At 68.3% G+C, this 15,475-nt stretch carries 11 protein-coding genes; 3 read left to right on the top strand and 8 right to left on the bottom strand.

Annotated elements, in window-relative coordinates; all coding sequences use genetic code 11:
* Positions 1–52 precede the first annotated feature (52 nt).
* The 6 genes from GH681_RS16595 to GH681_RS16570 are packed head-to-tail and all read right to left on the bottom strand — an operon-like array spanning position 53 to position 9,598.
* Complete coding sequence (locus GH681_RS16595; RefSeq protein ID WP_153162617.1) at positions 53–5,863, bottom strand: Hpt domain-containing protein; 5,811 nt, start codon at positions 5,861–5,863, stop codon at positions 53–55.
* A gap of 44 nt (positions 5,864–5,907) precedes the next feature.
* The gene (locus GH681_RS16590) at positions 5,908–8,028 is read right to left on the bottom strand and encodes a methyl-accepting chemotaxis protein (protein WP_153162616.1); all 2,121 of its coding nucleotides are present in this window, start codon (positions 8,026–8,028) and stop codon (positions 5,908–5,910) included.
* Between the two features lie 50 nt (positions 8,029–8,078).
* On the bottom strand, positions 8,079–8,594 hold the full coding sequence (locus tag GH681_RS16585) for a chemotaxis protein CheW (protein ID WP_153162615.1): 516 nt from the start codon (positions 8,592–8,594) through the stop codon (positions 8,079–8,081).
* Between the two features lie 8 nt (positions 8,595–8,602).
* Positions 8,603–8,968 carry a response regulator gene (locus GH681_RS16580; RefSeq protein WP_153162614.1) on the bottom strand — a complete coding sequence of 122 codons (366 nt, stop codon included), beginning with the start codon at positions 8,966–8,968 and terminating at the stop codon, positions 8,603–8,605.
* Between the two features lie 20 nt (positions 8,969–8,988).
* Positions 8,989–9,387: a PleD family two-component system response regulator gene (locus GH681_RS16575; RefSeq protein ID WP_153162613.1), complete on the bottom strand. Its 399-nt coding sequence runs from the start codon at positions 9,385–9,387 to the stop codon at positions 8,989–8,991.
* A 58-nt stretch (positions 9,388–9,445) separates the two neighbouring features.
* Positions 9,446–9,598, bottom strand: a complete 153-nt coding sequence (locus GH681_RS16570) for a rubredoxin (RefSeq protein ID WP_228111947.1) — start codon at positions 9,596–9,598, stop codon at positions 9,446–9,448.
* A gap of 118 nt (positions 9,599–9,716) precedes the next feature.
* On the opposite strand from GH681_RS16570, the gene GH681_RS16565 reads away from it, so the two are divergent.
* From GH681_RS16565 to hemL, 3 genes are read left to right on the top strand one after another with little or no spacing between them, the layout of a single operon-like run.
* The gene (locus GH681_RS16565; RefSeq protein ID WP_153162611.1) at positions 9,717–10,556 is read left to right on the top strand and encodes a hydroxymethylpyrimidine/phosphomethylpyrimidine kinase; all 840 of its coding nucleotides are present in this window, start codon (positions 9,717–9,719) and stop codon (positions 10,554–10,556) included.
* A 2-nt stretch (positions 10,557–10,558) separates the two neighbouring features.
* On the top strand, positions 10,559–11,170 hold the full coding sequence (gene thiE / locus GH681_RS16560) for a thiamine phosphate synthase (RefSeq protein WP_153162610.1): 612 nt from the start codon (positions 10,559–10,561) through the stop codon (positions 11,168–11,170).
* 20 nt (positions 11,171–11,190) lie between these two features.
* Positions 11,191–12,477 (top strand): glutamate-1-semialdehyde 2,1-aminomutase, encoded by a 1,287-nt coding sequence (gene hemL / locus GH681_RS16555; RefSeq protein WP_153162609.1) that lies wholly within the window; start codon positions 11,191–11,193, stop codon positions 12,475–12,477.
* A gap of 299 nt (positions 12,478–12,776) precedes the next feature.
* Here hemL and mgtE read toward each other — a convergent pair whose 3' ends face one another.
* Both mgtE and GH681_RS16545 read right to left on the bottom strand, forming a co-directional pair.
* Positions 12,777–14,219, bottom strand: a complete 1,443-nt coding sequence (mgtE, locus tag GH681_RS16550; protein ID WP_153162608.1) for a magnesium transporter — start codon at positions 14,217–14,219, stop codon at positions 12,777–12,779.
* A gap of 113 nt (positions 14,220–14,332) precedes the next feature.
* Entirely contained in the window at positions 14,333–15,475 is a 1,143-nt protein-coding gene (locus tag GH681_RS16545) for an FAD-dependent monooxygenase (protein ID WP_153162607.1), read from the bottom strand.

Raw genomic sequence — 15,475 nt, 5'->3', positions numbered from 1 at the left:
ATTATAGCCAAGCCGGGGCCCGCCCCGGACGAAAGCGGCGCTTTAGTCCGGGTCAGAGTGTGGCGTTGGTGACGAAATCCCGGATCAGCTGCAGCAGCACGTCCTCGTCGTAGGGCTTGCCGAGGTAGTGGTTGACGCCGATCTCTTCCGCGTAACGTTTGTGCTTCTCGGCCGTGCGGGAGGTGATCATGATGATCGGCACGGCCTTCAGGCGGGCGTCGGCGCGGATGTTGCGGGTGAGGTCGAAGCCGTCCATCCGCGGCATCTCGATGTCGGCGATGATGACGTCGGGGCTGGCGGTGAGGAGCTGCTCCAGCGCGTCCACGCCGTCCTTGGCGGTGATGACCCGGTAGCCTTCCCGTTCGAGCAGGCGGCCGGTGATCTTGCGCACGGTGAGGGAGTCATCCACCACCATTACCGTCGGCTGGGCCGGGGTGAGGCTGCTGCGGCTGGTGGCCGGCAGGACGTCTTCGGCGCTGGCGTGGGCGCGGCCGGCCAGCGCGACCGGGTTGAGGATCAGCACGATCTCGCCGTCGCCAAGCACCGTGGCGCCGGAGTAGCCGACCATCCGGGCGTACTGCGGCCCGGCGTTTTTGACGACGACTTCCTGGTTGCCGCGCAGGGCATCCACGTGGAGGGCGAGGGTTTCGGAGCCGGCCCGGAGCAGCAGCACCCAGTTGAAGCGGTCGAGCTGGGGCTGGGATTCGTTATCGCCCAGGAGACGCGGCAGGTAGCGGTAGCTGAAGTGCTCGCCGAGCCATTCGGTGCCCCGCTTGGCGCGGACCTCTTCGAGGGCCTTGGGCTTGAGTTCGAGCACCTGGGCCACCATCGACGACGGAATCGCCAGCGTACGGCCGCCCGCGCGCACCAGCAGCGCCTGGGTGACGGCGAGGGTGAGCGGCAGGTGGATGCGGAAGGTGGTGCCCTGGCCGGCTTCTGTGGCGACGCTGATGCGGCCGCCGACGGCGGCGGTCTCGCTCTTCACCACGTCCATGCCGACGCCGCGGCCGGCAAGACTGGACAGGCTGGCGGTGGTGAAGCCCGGCACGAAGATCAGGTTGGTGAGGCGCTTGTCGTCGGTTTCCTCGCCCGCTTCGATCAGCCCGGTTTCGAGGGCGTGGGCGCGGATGCGGGCGAAGTCGAGGCCGGCGCCGTCGTCGCGGAATTCGATCACCACGTCGTTGCCTTCGTGGGCGACGCGCAGGGTGATCTGGCCGATCTCGGGCTTGCCGGCGGCGCGGCGCACGTCGGGCGGCTCGATGCCATGGGCGACGGCGTTGCGGACCAGGTGGCCGAGGGGGCCGGTCATGGCCTCGAGCACGCTGCGGTCGATTTCGATCTGGCCGCCGATGATGTCGAGGTTGGCGCGCCGGCCGAGCTCCTTGGCGGTCTGGCGGACGAGGCGATAGAGACGCTCGGCGAGGCTGTCGAAGGGCACCATCCGCACGTACATCAGCGACTGCTGAAGCTCGCGGGCCATCCGCGACTGGGCGTGCAGGGCCGATTCGGCGCCGTCGAGGTTCTTGAGGAGGTTCTGCTGGACTGTGGTCACGTCGCCGACGCTCTCCGCCATCATCCGGGTGAGTTCCTGGAGGCGGGTGTAGCGGTCCATCTCCAGGGGGTCGAACTCGGTGTGATGGGTCTCGACCTGGGACAGGCGGGACTGCATCTGGGTGTCGGCCTGGATTTCGACTTCGCGCAGCTGGTTGCGCAGGCGGATGACGTTTTCGGTGAGGTCGAGCAGGGAGCGGCGCAGGGTGCGCAGTTCGCCTTCGATCCGGGTTCGGGCGATGGAGATCTCGCCGGCCTCGTTCACGAACTGGTCGATGCGGCTGGCTTCGACCCGCAGCATGGTGCGGGCGGCCTGGGCGGCGAGTTCGCCGGGCTGGGCCGGGGCGGTGTCGTCCAGATCGATGTGGGTGGCGACGGGGCTTGCCGGCTGGACGGGCTCGGGCGCCGGCGCGGCGGCCTCGGGGTTGCCGAGGGTGTCGAGGGCCTGGCGGGTCTGGTCGAGGGCGGTTTCGAGCTCGTCGAGGATGCCGGACTCGGCGGCGTTCTGGCCGCGCACACGCTCAAGGCGGGTTTCGAGATCGTGCAGGCTCTGGCCGAGGCTCATCGCGCCGACCATCCGCGCGCTGCCCTTGAGGGTGTGCAGCAGACGGGCGATGCCGGCGGCGTTGGTGGTGTCGGTCGGGTTGCCGCGCCAGTTGTGGACGGCGACGTCGAGCTGGTCGAGGAGTTCGTTGCCTTCGTCGAGGAAGATCGGCAGCAGGTCGGTGTCGAGCTCGTCGCGCAGTTGCGGTGCCGCGGCAGTGGGTTCGGCCGGACGCGGCGCCGCAGGCACCGGATTGATCGGCGTGGTCACCAGGGCCGGCGGTGCTTCGGGGCGCAGGCTGATGACTTCGGCCAGATGCGAGGCGAGGATGCCGTCGAGCTGTTCGACGAGATCCGGTGCGGGCTGGGGCAGGCTGCGGGCTGAGAGCTGGACCAGCATGCCTTCGAGGGCGGTGGCCGCGCTGTTGAGCAGGATGGTCTGGTCGGCCGTGGGCGCGCGGTCGTGGTCGGACAGGCGCTGTTCGGCCAGCTCAAGGGCCTTGGCGAGCGCCTGGGGCGCGACGAAGCGGGCGGTGCCGGAGATGCCGGAGAGGGTGTGGGCGGCCCGGATCGCCGACTGGGGCGGGACAAGGCTCGGGTTGACCGACAGCCGGGCGAGCTCGTGGCGCAGGGTGGCCACGTGCTGGCGGGCTTCGACGAGGTAGAGGTCGAACAGCGGGCGGGACAGCACGACATCGCCCAGGCGCACTTCGTCCTGGCTGATGTCGTCGTCGGCCACGTTTTCGGCGTCGATCTCTTCGATGTTGATGGCTTCTTCGGTTTCGGGCTCGGCTTCGATCCCGGCGGCCTCGACTTCCACCGTTTCGAGCGGCTCAAGGGGCTCCAGCGGTTCGTCGGTGACGGGCAGATCGAAGGTGGGCGTTTCGTCGAGGGTCGGGATCTCGATGGTCGGAGCGTCGATGGCTTCGACTGGCAGGGCTTCGACAGCTTCGAAGGTGTCGGGCAGCTCGATGCTCTCTTCGAGATCGGCGAGGGCTTCCTCGACGGTCTGGATGCTGTCGGGCAGCGCTGGCAGGGCTTCGGGCTCGTCTTCGGGGGCCAGATCTTCGAGGGGAAGCGGGGCTTCGATGAGCGTCGGCGGGGCCGTTTCGGCTGCGGGTGCTTCGGCGGGGAAGTCGGTGGGCAGGTCGAAGTCGAGGCTGAAGTCGTCGGCCGGAGCCGGGGCCGGGGCCGCGGGGGCAGGCTCGGCTTCGGGTTCGACGAAGCTCAGGTCGGGGAACTGCAGTTCGATCAGCGGCGGTGCGTCGGGGGCCTCGTGATGGAGGGCCATTGGCGTGCCGATGTCGGTTTCGGTGAAGCTGGCATCCGGCACGATGATCGTGGATTCCAGATCCATCTCTTCGGTGTCGCCGGCGGCGCTCGGGGGCGTGGCGGGGGCGGCAGGCGCGGGTGTGACCCGGGCGGGTGCCTCGGCGGGGGCCTCGGAGCGCAGGCGCTCGGCGTCGGCGAGCAGCTGGCTGACGTCCTTGTGGGTGCCGGCGCCGGCATTGAGCTGGTCGATCCAGGCGGAGAAGGCCGCATGGGCGTCGTCGATGAGCGTGTGGAGCTCGGCGTTGACGGGCAGTTCGAGGCGCAGCCAGTGGTTGAGCGTCTGCTCCATGCTCCACGCGGCTTCGCCGAAGTCCTTGAGGCCGACCATCCGGCCGCTGCCCTTGAGGGTGTGGAAGCTGCGGCGGATGGTGGTGAGCACCTCCACGTCGCGGGGACGCTCGCGCAGTTCGACGATCTTGCGGGCGATAGTGCTGCGGACTTCGATGGCCTCTTCGATGAAGATCGACAGGAGTTCGGCGTCGATCTCCTCTTCGCTGGCGTCGAGGAGACGGGTGGCTTCGGCGGACAGGGCTGGCGCGGCGGGGGCTGCGGCGATCGGTGCGGGGGCGCTGAACAGCTCGCCGGCGTCGAGCATCGTGAGGGCCTGACGGGCCTGCTTTTCGAGTTCGAGGTCGGCCGTGAGGGAGGCGTCTTGGCGCAGGCTCTCGAGGTTGAGCTGGAGCTCGGTGCGCAGGCCGATGTCGTCCGGGTTGTCCTTGAGGGCGGCGGTGAGGGCCGCGGCTTCGCGCTTCTGCTGGGCGAGCTCGGCTTCGACGCTGTCGGCCACGTCGGGCACGTCGTCGGGGCGCAGGATGCGGGCGAGGTCGGCGGGACCGTGCTGGAGGGCTTCGATGTAGACACCGAGGGCCGACAGGCGGTGGGCAATCTCTTCGAAGGCGCGGGTGTTGTCGCCGGCTTCGGCGGGCAGCGCGGCGATGCGCGCGGCGGCGTCCTGGACGAGGCGCACGGCGCCGTCGTCGTTCATCACCGAGAGGGCGCCCTCGACCTGCTTGAGGGGCGCGCGGACGGTGGCGAGGATGTCGGTGTTGCCCGGCGAGCGGAAGAAGCCGTCGAGGCTCGTCTCGACTTCGTTGAGGCTGGTGAGGATCTCGTGGGCGAGCTGGCGATTGACCTGGCGGGCCTGGGCGTCGGGCTCGGAGATGGCCATCGGGGCGAGCTTCTCGCCGCGCTGATGGGCGCGCAGGCGCTCGAGGATGGCGTCGATCTGCACGTCTTCCCGGTTGTCGGCGCGGGCATGGGCGTCGAGCCGGGTGTCGAGGAGCAGCATCGCGGTGGCGACGTCCATCGACAGGGCGTCGGTGAGGCGCAGGGGGTCCTGGCGCAGCCAGCGGGCGAGCTCGCCCAGGGCGGCGGCGAGGTCGGCGACTTCGGGCTGGCCCACGGTGCGGGCCTGGTCGATGATCGGAGCGATGGTGTCCTGGAAGCGCGGCAGGCCGATGGCGCCGCCCTTGGAGAACTGGTCCCAGGCTTCGCGGGCATCGGAGAGTGCTTCGCGCAGCTTGCGCAGGATCGGGGCGATGGGCGTGTCGCGGATCGGCCGGTCGGCGTCGGGGATCAGGTCCTGCAGCTGGTAGGTGCCGCGGATGCTGTCGATGGCCGGCGAGTGGGCCGAGGTGGTGGCGACGTGGTAGAGCACGTCGCGCATCAGGCGCTCGGCGACGATGCTGGAGCCTTCCATGACGCGACGCATCTGGGCGTCGATCCGGCCGCACAGGCGCTTGGTGGCGGCGTCGGCGGGCAGGGCGCCCTGGCCCAGGGCGTCGAAGAAGGCGGTGGCGGCGGCCCAGAAGGCGCGGGACGCGGGCACGGCCTGGAGGCTTTCGATGCCGGCAACGGATTCGCGCATCTCCTGCGGGCCGGCGGTATCGTCGGCGTTGCGGAACCACTTGAGCAGGCCCCGTTCGAAGCGGCCGCGCAGTGCGCGCAGGCGCTTGGGATCGTCGCCGCCTTCGGCGGCGGCCGGGAAGGCCGGGCGCAGGGTCAGATCGGGGAAGAACAGCTCGCCGGCGGTGGGGGCGTCCTGGCCGCGGGCGTGGGCGAGTTCGCCGTACAGGCTGAACAGGCGCAGGGCCTGGTCGGGCTGGCCACGGGTGAGCTCGTCGAGATAGTTGCCGATGGCTGCGATGCAGCGGGTCGCCAGACGGATGGTGTCAGGCGTGGCAGGCACCTGGGTGGACGCCATTTCGCCGAGCAGCCGGTCGAGCTGTTCGGAGAACTGGGTCAGGCCGTCGAGGCCCACGATGGACAGGGCGCCGTGGGCCTGGTGCAGGTGGGTCTGGGCGAACTTGATGCGACCAGGACGGTCTGGCGCGTTGCCGGCCTCGGCGAGCGCGCCCAGGGCCCTTTCGAGGGCCAGGTCGATTTCGCCTTTGACCCAGGTCAGCGGACCCAGGTCGAGTTCATGTGCTGAGCTCATCGGTACGTGGGGGACGGATTCCGTTCCTGGTCGGGGTGTGCGGGTCAGACCTTGAAGCCGGAGACCGAACCCTTGAGTTCAACTGCGAGATCCGCCAGTTCGCCGATCGACACGGCGGTCTGCTGGGTGCCGGTGGTGGTGCGGTCGGTGATCGCCAGAATGCCGCGCATCTTCTCGGCCACCTGGGTTGCGGCCTTGGCCTGGACTTCGGTACTGACCGAGATGCGTTCGATGAGCTCGGCGGTTTCGGCGGACACGCGTTCGATCTCGGCGAGTTCCTGGCCGGCGGTTTCGGACAGGCGGGCGCCGTCGACCACGTCGCGGGTGGCGTTTTCCATTGCCGCCACGGCGTCGCCGGTGTCGGTCTGAATGGTCTTCACGATCGCGCCGATCTGCTTGGTGGCCTCGGCGGAGCGTTCGGCGAGGCGCTGCACTTCTTCGGCAACCACCGAGAAGCCACGGCCGGCTTCACCGGCGGAGGCGGCCTGGATGGCGGCGTTGAGGGCGAGGACGTTGGTCTGTTCGGTAATGTCGGAGATGAGCTCCACGATTTCGCCGATCTCCTGGGAGGATTCGCCGAGGCGCTTGATGCGCTTGGAGGTTTCCTGGATCTTCTCGCGGATGTCGTTCATGCCCTTGATGGTGTCTTCCACCGCGGCGGCGCCCTTCTGGGCGGCTTCGAGGGAGCGGCGGGCCACCTGGGCGGACTGCAGCGCGTCTTCGGACGCCGCGCTCATGGAGCTCGCCATGCTCTGGGCGGTTTCACCGGCGAGGCGCAGTTCCTGGGCCTGACGTTCGGTGGCGGAGAGCAGTTCGTCGGAGGTGCGCTGGGCGGATTCGGTGGCGGTGGTCACGCGGATGGCGGCGTCGTTGATCCGGCGCACCAGCACGGAGAGTTCTTCAATGGTGTAGTTCACCGAGTCGGCGATGGCGCCGGTGATGTCTTCGGTGACGGTGGCGCGGACGGTCAGGTCACCGTCGGCGAGGTCGCCCATCTCGTTCATCAGTCGCAGAATGGCCTGCTGGGTGCCGTTACGTTCGGTTTCGGCGGCTTCCCGGAGCTGTTCGGAGGCGGCGCGGCGGCGGGCGATGTCGTCGTTGTAGGTCTTGGCCATCAGGGCCAGGCAGGCCAGGGCGAGCAGGGCGCAGACGATGATCGACAGGGATACCCAGGTGAAGAAGCCGGTGTAGGCGTTGGAGTAGCCTTCGGCCAGTTCGGAGGTCTTTTCGAGGAGCGGGCCGGAATCCTTGAAGATGTGGCTGCCGGCTTCCTTGGCCTTCACGAGGAGCTGGATGCTGCCGAGGATGGTCTGGACGGCGGAGAGGTTGTCCTTGCCGACGGTTTCGAGTTCGGCGAGCTTGGCCTTGGCGTCGGTGCCGTCGGCGGTCATCTTCTGGAGCTGCTCGATCTGCTCGCGGAAGGTGTTGGTGTCCTTGCCGAGGAGGAAGGCGACTTCCGGGTCGATGGCGTTGGCGATCAGGAGCGCGTTGGCGTTCTTGGCGATCCGCTGGGTGAGCATCACCACCTGGTTGGCGGTGGCGATCTCGCGTGCGGCGGCACCGCCCTGCAGCTTGAGCGTGGCGACCTGTTCGGACAGTTCGAGGAGCTGGGGGTTCTTGTTGTTGATGGTGGCAACGGCCTTGCCCAGGTCGGTGAGCTTCTTTTCTTCCTTCAGGAGCTTCTCGGCGTCGGCGTCGGTCTTCTTCCAGAGGGTGGTGACGGCTTCGAGCTCGGCGGTGACGGCGCTGCTGCCGCCGGGCACGCCGGTGCCGTTGACATCGCCGCCGTCGGTGACGGCACCGTGCAGGGCGTTGAACTGTTCGCGGCTCTGCTTGAGTTCGCCGAAGGCGTTGGTGTCACCCTGCAGGGCGAGCTGACTGGCCTTGGCGATCTGCTGGGAGAGGGTTCGCATCTGGCCGGCGGCCGTGACATAGGCGGTACCGAAGCTGCTGACCCGGATCTGGTAGATGACCAGCGCGGCGGTCAGGACGGCAAAGATCAGGAACGGGACGCGCAGGGTACGCAGCTGCTCGGATGCGCTCTTGCCCGCAAGGAAGGGGAGTGCGCTGGTTTGCGCCCCGTCGCTGGTGTCGATGATCGTGTCCACATTGGTCGTGGCGGCCTTGTTGCCGCCCAGCGACAGTCCCGGTAGCTTGAATGCCATTTTTTTCTTCCTTCAGCGGGTGCGACCCGCTGCTCCTCCAGATTGTTTGGTCACGATTGGGCGGCGTCGAGAAAACGCGCGTGATTCAGTAGTTCGGAAACCTTGAGGCGGGTCCAGTGGGTGCCGTGGGCATCCTGAACCTGATCGCCGATCCATGGCTGGTCCGGGTCGGGCGGTGTGGCGAGGGGTTCGAAATCCTCGACGGCCCGAAGGCCCAGGGCCCGTGTCACGAGCAGCGCACAGTTGAGGCTGTGGCGAACCCCGATCAGCAGCAGCCGGGATTGACCCACCGGCGCGATCGGCGCGTCGCCGTGAAAGGCTGCGAAATCGACGACGCCGAACAGGTTGCCCCGCACGCTGGCGAGCCCGCGAAACCAGTGCTCGGCGAGGGGAACCGTTGCAAGAGGGGGGACGGCCAGGATTTCTCCGGCCTCGGTGAGGTCGATGAGCCAGTTGCGCTTGCCGGCCTGGACGCCGAGCAGGGCCGATGCCCGGCTGTCCTTGGCGTCGGCCAGTCGCCGCGCGAGGCCGGCCTGGAATTCGTGGAGGCTGATCCGCTTCGCCATGGGGTTTCTCAGCTGAAGGCGCGGATCTTGTCGAGCAGGGCCGCGTGGTCGAGGGGCTTGACCATGTAGTCGAACGCGCCCTGGCGCATGCCCCAGATCTTGTCGGTCTCGAGGCCCTTGCTCGTGCAGATGATCACCGGGATGTCACGGGTGGCCTCGTCGCGCACGATGGTGCGGGTGGCCTGGTAGCCGTTGGTGCCGGGCATGACCACGTCCATCAGGATGAGGTCGGGGTGTTCGGTCTTGCTCTTGATGACGGCTTCGTCGCCGCTGTCGGCGGTCACGACCTGGTAGCCATTCTTGACGAGGACTTCCGACAGGGCGAGCCGTTCCGTCGGGGAGTCGTCGACGACGAGGATTTTCTTGATCGGCATGGGCGCAGCGTCTCGTGGGTTCAGTCGAGGGCGGAAAGCTGGCGTGACTGCGTGTGGCTGGCAACCGAACGCAGCAGGCTTTCCTTGGTGAAGGGCTTGGTGAGGTATTCGTCGGAACCGGCGAGGCGGCCGCGGGCGCGGTCGAAGAGACCGTCCTTGGAGGACAGCATGATGACCGGTGTGGCCTTGAGGCGGGGATTCTTCTTGATGAGGGCGCAGGTCTGGTAGCCGTCGAGGCGCGGCATCATGATGTCGACGAAGATCAGGTCGGGCGCGTGGTCGGTGATCTTGGCGAGTGCATCGAAGCCGTCCTCGGCGAGCACGACCTGACAGCCGGCCTGGGCGAGGAAGATCTCTGCGCTGCGGCGGATGGTGTTGCTGTCATCGATGACCATGACCTTGATTCCGCTGAGATTCACATGACCCTCCGGTCTTCTTGCTGCTGTCAATGCCTTCCGCGAGTGGGGCCTCGGGCCCTCAGATCGCGATCATTTCAAAATCGTCCTTGCGTGCGCCGCACTCGGGACAGGTCCAGTTGGGCGGAACGTCCTCCCAGCGGGTGCCGGGGGCGATGCCTTCTTCGGGGGAACCGGTTTCTTCGTTGTAGATATAGCCACAGATCAGGCACATCCAGGTCTTGTACGGGGGGCTTGCCATGTGGGTGCGTCGCTGTGATTTCGGCTAGAATCGCTTGGATCGTGAATGGTAGCGCAGTCGCAGTCAAAATTGTGCGTCCTCGTTTCCCGGAATGACTACTAACCGCAGCGATCCCTCTCCTCCCCTGGTTCTCGTGTTCGCCGCCTCCGATCCTACCGGTGGCGCCGGAATCCAGGCAGACATAATGACGATTTCCAGCATGGGGTGTCATCCCCTGACGGTCATCACCGGCCTCACCGTCCAGGACACTGTCGGCGTCGAGGAGGTATTGCCCGTGGACGCGGATTTCGTCATCGAACAGGCCCGCACGGTGCTTGAAGACATGCCGGTGCAGGCCTTCAAGCTTGGCGTGCTGGGCAGCGTCGAGAACATCGAGGTGATCGCCGAGATCATCTCCGATTACCCTCATATCCCGGTCATCGTCGATCCGATCGTCGCCTCGGGTCGGGGTGACGAGCTGGCCTCCGAGCTCATGCTGGCCACGCTGCGGGAGTTCATCATTCCCCAGGCGACCCTCATCACGCCCAACACGATGGAGGCCCGGCGTCTCGTCGCCAGCTACGGCGATGACGGTGAAGAGCGCAGCATGGCCGACTGCGCCACGATGTTGCTCGAAATGGGCACCGAGTATGTGCTGATCACCGGTTCCCACGCCAACACCCCGCAGGTGGTTAATACCCTTTATGGGGCGAAGGGGGTGTTGCGGGCCGATCCGTGGGAGCGTCTGCCCGGCAGCTACCATGGTTCCGGGTGCACCCTGGCGTCGGCGGCTGCGGCCGCGCTGGCCCACGGGCTCGACATGTCCAATGCCGTCTTCGAGGCCCAGGGCTTCACCTGGCAGACCCTCTCGGCGGCCTTCCGCCCCGGCATGGGGCAGTACATTCCCGACCGTTTTTTCTGGGCCGGCCCGCCCGACCGGGGCGGGGGCTGAAGATGCGGCGCGGTCTTTATCTCGTCACGCCCGATCTCCTCGACACCGACGCCCTGCTCGCCGCCGTGGCGACGGTGCTGCCGTCGCGCCCGGCGATCGTGCAATACCGCAACAAGCTCGCCGACGCCGCCCTCAAGCGTGAGCAGTCCACGCGCCTGCTGGCCCTGTGCCGGGCCGCCGGGGTGCCGCTGGTGATCAACGACAGCCTCGCGCTGGCCCTCGAGATCGGTGCCGACGGTGCCCACCTGGGCCGCGACGACGGCGATCCGGCCCTCGCCCGCGCGGCCCTGGGGCCGGGGCGCATCCTCGGCGTGAGCTGCTACAACGAATGGCAGCGGGCGGTGGCCGGCGCCGCGGCGGGTGTCGACTACGTGGCCTTCGGGGCGATGTTCACGTCCTCCACCAAGCCCGACGCCCCGCGGGCCGGGCTCGACCTGCTCACCCGCGCCCACCGCGAGCTGCGCCTGCCGGTGGCGGCCATCGGCGGCATCACCCTCGACAACGCGCCGGCCCTGGTGGCGGCCGGTGCCGATCTCCTCGCCGTGATCAGCGACGTATTCTCTGCGCCCGACCCGGCCGCCCGCGCGGCGGCCTACGCCGGGCTGTTCGATTGACCTCTCAGGAAGCTCCCAGCATGACCAGTCGCAACGAAGAACTCTTTGCCCGCGCCCAGCGCACCATTCCCGGCGGCGTCAACTCGCCGGTCCGTGCCTTCCGCTCGGTGGGCGGCACCCCGCGCTTCCTCAAGAAGGCGCTGGGCGCGCGGGTGTGGGACGCGGACGGCAAGGAATACCTCGACTACGTGGGCTCCTGGGGCCCGGCGATCCTCGGCCACGCCGATCCGGTGGTGGTCGAGGCGGTGCGTTCGGCCGCGCTCGAGGGCCTGTCCTTCGGCGCCCCCACCGAGCGCGAGATCGACATGGCCGAGCGCCTGTGCGAGCTGCTGCCGAGCATGGAGATGGTGCGCCTGGTTTCCAGCGGCACCGAAGCCACGATGAGCGCGATCCGCCTCGCCCGGGGCTTCACCGGCCGCGACGCGATCATCAAGTTCGAGGGCTGCTACCACGGCCACGCCGACAGCCTGCTGGTGAAGGCCGGCTCGGGCCTGCTCACCTTCGGCAACCCGTCGTCCGCCGGCGTGCCCGAAGACTTCGCCAAGCACACCGTGGTGCTCGACTACAACAACCCGGCCCAGCTGGAAGAAACCTTCCAGGCCCGGGGCAGCGAGATCGCCTGCGTGATCATCGAGCCCATCGCCGGCAACATGAACCTCGTCAAGCCATCGGCCCACTTCATGCACCTGCTGCGCCGGCTGTGTACCGAGCACGGCGCGGTGCTGATCTTCGACGAGGTGATGACCGGCTTCCGCGTCGGCCCGCGGGGCGTGCAGGGCCTGTACGGTATCACGCCGGATCTCACCACCCTCGGCAAGGTGATCGGCGGCGGGATGCCGGTGGGCGCCTTTGGCGGCCGTCGCGACATCATGGAGAAGATCGCTCCGCTGGGCGGCGTGTATCAGGCTGGCACCCTCTCCGGCAGCCCGGTGGCGGTGGCCGCCGGCCTCGCCAGCCTCGAGCAGATTGCCCGCCCGGGCTTCTACGAAACCCTCACCGCCCGCACCGAGCGGCTGGTGGCCGGCCTCAACGCCGCAGCCAGGAAGCACGGCGTGAACTTCATCGCCGATTCTGTGGGCGGCATGTTCGGCCTGTACTTTGCCAAGGCCGTGCCCCAGAGCTACGCCGACGTGATGGCCTCCGACCGCGAGACTTTCAACCGCTTCTTCCACGCCATGCTGGATGCCGGCCACTACTTCGCCCCCTCGGCCTTCGAGGCGGGCTTCGTGTCGGCGGCGCACTCCGAGGCCGACATCGACTCGACCATCGCCGCTGCCGACGCGTGGTTCGCGGCCAACGCGGGCTGATCGGGCCTGAAACTTCGTTTCTCGGCCCGTAGGCGTCGTTTCGGACGCTGAAACGCAGTTTCCCGGCAGAAGGTCTTCGATTCAGGCGCTGAAACCAGGTTTCAGCGCCTGAATCTTTATTGCGCGCCCCTGAAACTCGGTTTCAGGCGCTGAATCGACGTTTCTCGCGCTGAAACGATGTTTGTGTGGGTGGGGGCGTTCCTGTAGGTCGGACTTCAGTCCGACAGCCGCCGCGGGATCAACGCGTAGTGTCGGACTGAAGTCCGACCTACATGTCCGAGATCTTCCTGATGCGTGCCCTACATCAGGAAGATCGTCGCCAGCCCGAGGAAGATGAAGAAGCCGCCGGAGTCGGTGACGGCGGTGATGATGACGCTGGAGCCGACCGCCGGGTCCTGCCCCAGGCGGTGGCGGATCATCGGGGCCATCACGCCCACGAAGGCGGCGAGGAGCAGGTTGAGGGTCATTGCGGCGGTCATCACCGCGCCCAGCTTGCCGCTGCCATAGAGAATCCACGCCAGCACGCCAAGCAGCCCGCCCCACACCAGCCCGTTGATGAGGGCGACGCCCATCTCCTTCTTGAGCAGGCGGGTCAGGGCGTCTTCCTGCACCTGGCCCATGGCGATGCCGCGCACGATCATGGTGATCGTCTGGTTGCCCGAGTTGCCGCCGATGCCCGCCACGATGGGCATCAGCGCGGCAAGTGCGACGAGCTTCTCGATGGAGTGTTCAAAGGCGCCGATCACCCGGCTGGCGAAGAAGGCAGTGACCAGATTGACGGCCAGCCAGGCCCAGCGGTTCTTCACCGAATCCCACACCGGGGCGAAGATGTCTTCGCCTTCTTTCAGACCGGCCTGGGAGAGCAGCTCGTTCTCGGTTTCTTCACGGATGAAGTCCACCACCGCCGCCACGGTGAGCCGGCCCACCAGCTTGCGGTGGTAATCCACCACCGGTGCGGAAACGAGGTCGTAACGCTCGAAGGCCTGGGCAGCGGTTTCGGCCTCGTCGGCGGGTTCGAGCGTGAGGGTGTCGGTGAGCATGATGTCGCTCACCTCGGTTTCCGGGTCGCTCAGCAGCAGCCGGTTGATGGGCAGCACGCCGCGCAGGTGTTCGTCGCGATCGACCACGAAGAGCTGGTCGGTGTGATCGGGCAGTTCTTCGAAGCGGCGCAGGTAGCGCAGCACCACTTCGAGGGTCACGTCCTCGCGCACGGTGACCATCTCGAAATCCATCAGCGCGCCCACCGAATCCTCGGGGTAGGACATGGCGGCCCGCAGCTGCTCGCGCTCCTCGGGGTCGAGGCCGCGGTAGACGTCCTCCATCACCTCCTGGGGCAGGTCGGGCGCGAGGTCGGCGAGCTCGTCGGCGTCGAGCTGTTCGGCGGCGGCCCGTAGGGAGGCCGGGTCCATCGACTCGATGAGGGATTCCCGCACCGCGTCGGAGACTTCGAGGAGGATCTCGCCGTCCCGCTCGGCCTTGACCAGATCCCAGACGAAGAGGCGGTCTTCGAGGGGCAGGGCTTCGAGGATGTGGGCGACGTCGGCCGAGTGGAGGCTGTCGAGCTTGTGGGTGAGTTCCTGGACGTGCTGCTTGTGGACGAGGCTCTCGACCAGATCATGCTTGGGCATGTCCTGCCGGTGCACGAGGCCCTCCACCAGCTTGTGGCGGGCGAGCAGGTGCTGGACCTCCTTCAGGTGGCTGTCCAGGTCGTCGTGGTGCTGGAGGTCGTCGGTATCGGCCATGCTGGAACTTCCCGTGGGCGGCGGGGCGCCGGGCGGCGCGCAGGGAGGCGAATTCTACGGGGTTTGCTGCGCCGCGGCGACCTGCAAATGCACGTCGCGCGGCGCCCCGGCGATCAAGGCCAGGCGCGGGCCCCGAACATCATCCGCTTGGCCACGAAATGCCGCGCCGGGGGCAGCAGATCAAGGGCGAAGAGGCCGGCGCCGCGGGCATGGTGGAGCGGCGCGACGGCGTTGCTGAACAGGCGTACCAGGGTGTCGGTGAAGCGGATCGTGCCGCTGCGGTCGACGCGCCGTTCGCGGGCGTAGGTGGCGAGGGTTTCCGCCGCGCCGGGATCGCCGCCGGCCCGCAGGATCACCTGGGCGCAGGCCCACACGTCGCGCAGGGCCAGGTTGTAGCCCTGGCCGGCCACCGGATGCAGGGTTTGCGCGGCGTTGCCGAGCCACACCGTGCGCTGGCCGACGGGCTCCGGCCGGTAGCGCAGCTTGAGGGGGTAGCGCGCCCGCTCGCCCACCGACGCAAAGCGCAGGCGGTCGCCGAAGTGGCTTTGCAGGCGCGCGAGGTAGGCCGCGTCGTCGAGGGCCATCAGGGTGTCGGCGTCGTCGGGGCTGGCGGTGTGGACGATGGCGCAGTCGTCGCCACAGGGCAGCACGGCCAGCGGGCCTTGCGGCGTGAAGCGTTCCCAGGCCCGGCGGCCGTGGCCGGTGGCCGGGGTGGCGATGCTGATCACCGCGTGCTGGGCGTAGTCCCGCTCGACGAGCTGCGCGTCGTCGGCGCCGTCGATGAGGCCTTCGGCGCAGGCGGCGAGGCGCGCAGTGACGCTGCTGCCGTCGGCGAGGCTGAGGATCACGTCGTTGGCCCCGGCGGCGAGGCCGGTGACCGCCGCGTGGTCGCGGATCGGGATGCCGGCGGCGGCGAGGGCGTCGTCGAGCGCGGCGGCGAGGGGGCCGGCGCCGACCACGTAGCCCAGGGCCGGCTGGCCGTATTCATGGGCGTCGAGCACGGTGCGGCCGAGCCCGCCCTGCTGGGAGACGTGGATGGTCTCGATGGGTGTGGCGGGCAGCTGCGCCCAGATGCCCAGGCGCTCCAGGGTGAGCCGGGTGCCGTGGGACAGGGCCAGCACCCGCGGATCGCTCCGCGCGGCGCCGCGGGTGCGGGCGTCCAGCAGCAGGAGGTCGAGGCCGGCGTCCTTGAGGGCCAGCGCGAGGGTCATGCCCACCGGGCCAGCGCCGACGATGGCGATGTCGTGTCGTTCCAT

Origin of the sequence: Zoogloea sp. 1C4 (assembly GCF_009469605.1) — a bacterium.
Lineage (GTDB): Bacteria > Pseudomonadota > Gammaproteobacteria > Burkholderiales > Rhodocyclaceae > Zoogloea > Zoogloea oryzae.
This window is presented reverse-complemented; position numbering and strand designations above follow the sequence as displayed.

Bases quoted from the DNA above. Each gene is read 5' to 3' on its own strand.
- GH681_RS16595 (WP_153162617.1), bottom strand. From the start codon at position 5,863: ATGAGCTCAGCACATGAACTCGACCTGGGTCCGCTGACCTGGGTCAAA.
- GH681_RS16590 (WP_153162616.1), bottom strand. From the start codon at position 8,028: ATGGCATTCAAGCTACCGGGACTGTCGCTGGGCGGCAACAAGGCCGCC.
- GH681_RS16585 (WP_153162615.1), bottom strand. From the start codon at position 8,594: ATGGCGAAGCGGATCAGCCTCCACGAATTCCAGGCCGGCCTCGCGCGG.
- GH681_RS16580 (WP_153162614.1), bottom strand. From the start codon at position 8,968: ATGCCGATCAAGAAAATCCTCGTCGTCGACGACTCCCCGACGGAACGG.
- GH681_RS16570 (WP_228111947.1), bottom strand. From the start codon at position 9,598: ATGTGCCTGATCTGTGGCTATATCTACAACGAAGAAACCGGTTCCCCC.
- GH681_RS16565 (WP_153162611.1), top strand. From the start codon at position 9,717: ATGACTACTAACCGCAGCGATCCCTCTCCTCCCCTGGTTCTCGTGTTC.
- thiE (WP_153162610.1), top strand. From the start codon at position 10,559: ATGCGGCGCGGTCTTTATCTCGTCACGCCCGATCTCCTCGACACCGAC.
- hemL (WP_153162609.1), top strand. From the start codon at position 11,191: ATGACCAGTCGCAACGAAGAACTCTTTGCCCGCGCCCAGCGCACCATT.
- mgtE (WP_153162608.1), bottom strand. From the start codon at position 14,219: ATGGCCGATACCGACGACCTCCAGCACCACGACGACCTGGACAGCCAC.
- GH681_RS16545 (WP_153162607.1), bottom strand. From the start codon at position 15,475: ATGGAACGACACGACATCGCCATCGTCGGCGCTGGCCCGGTGGGCATG.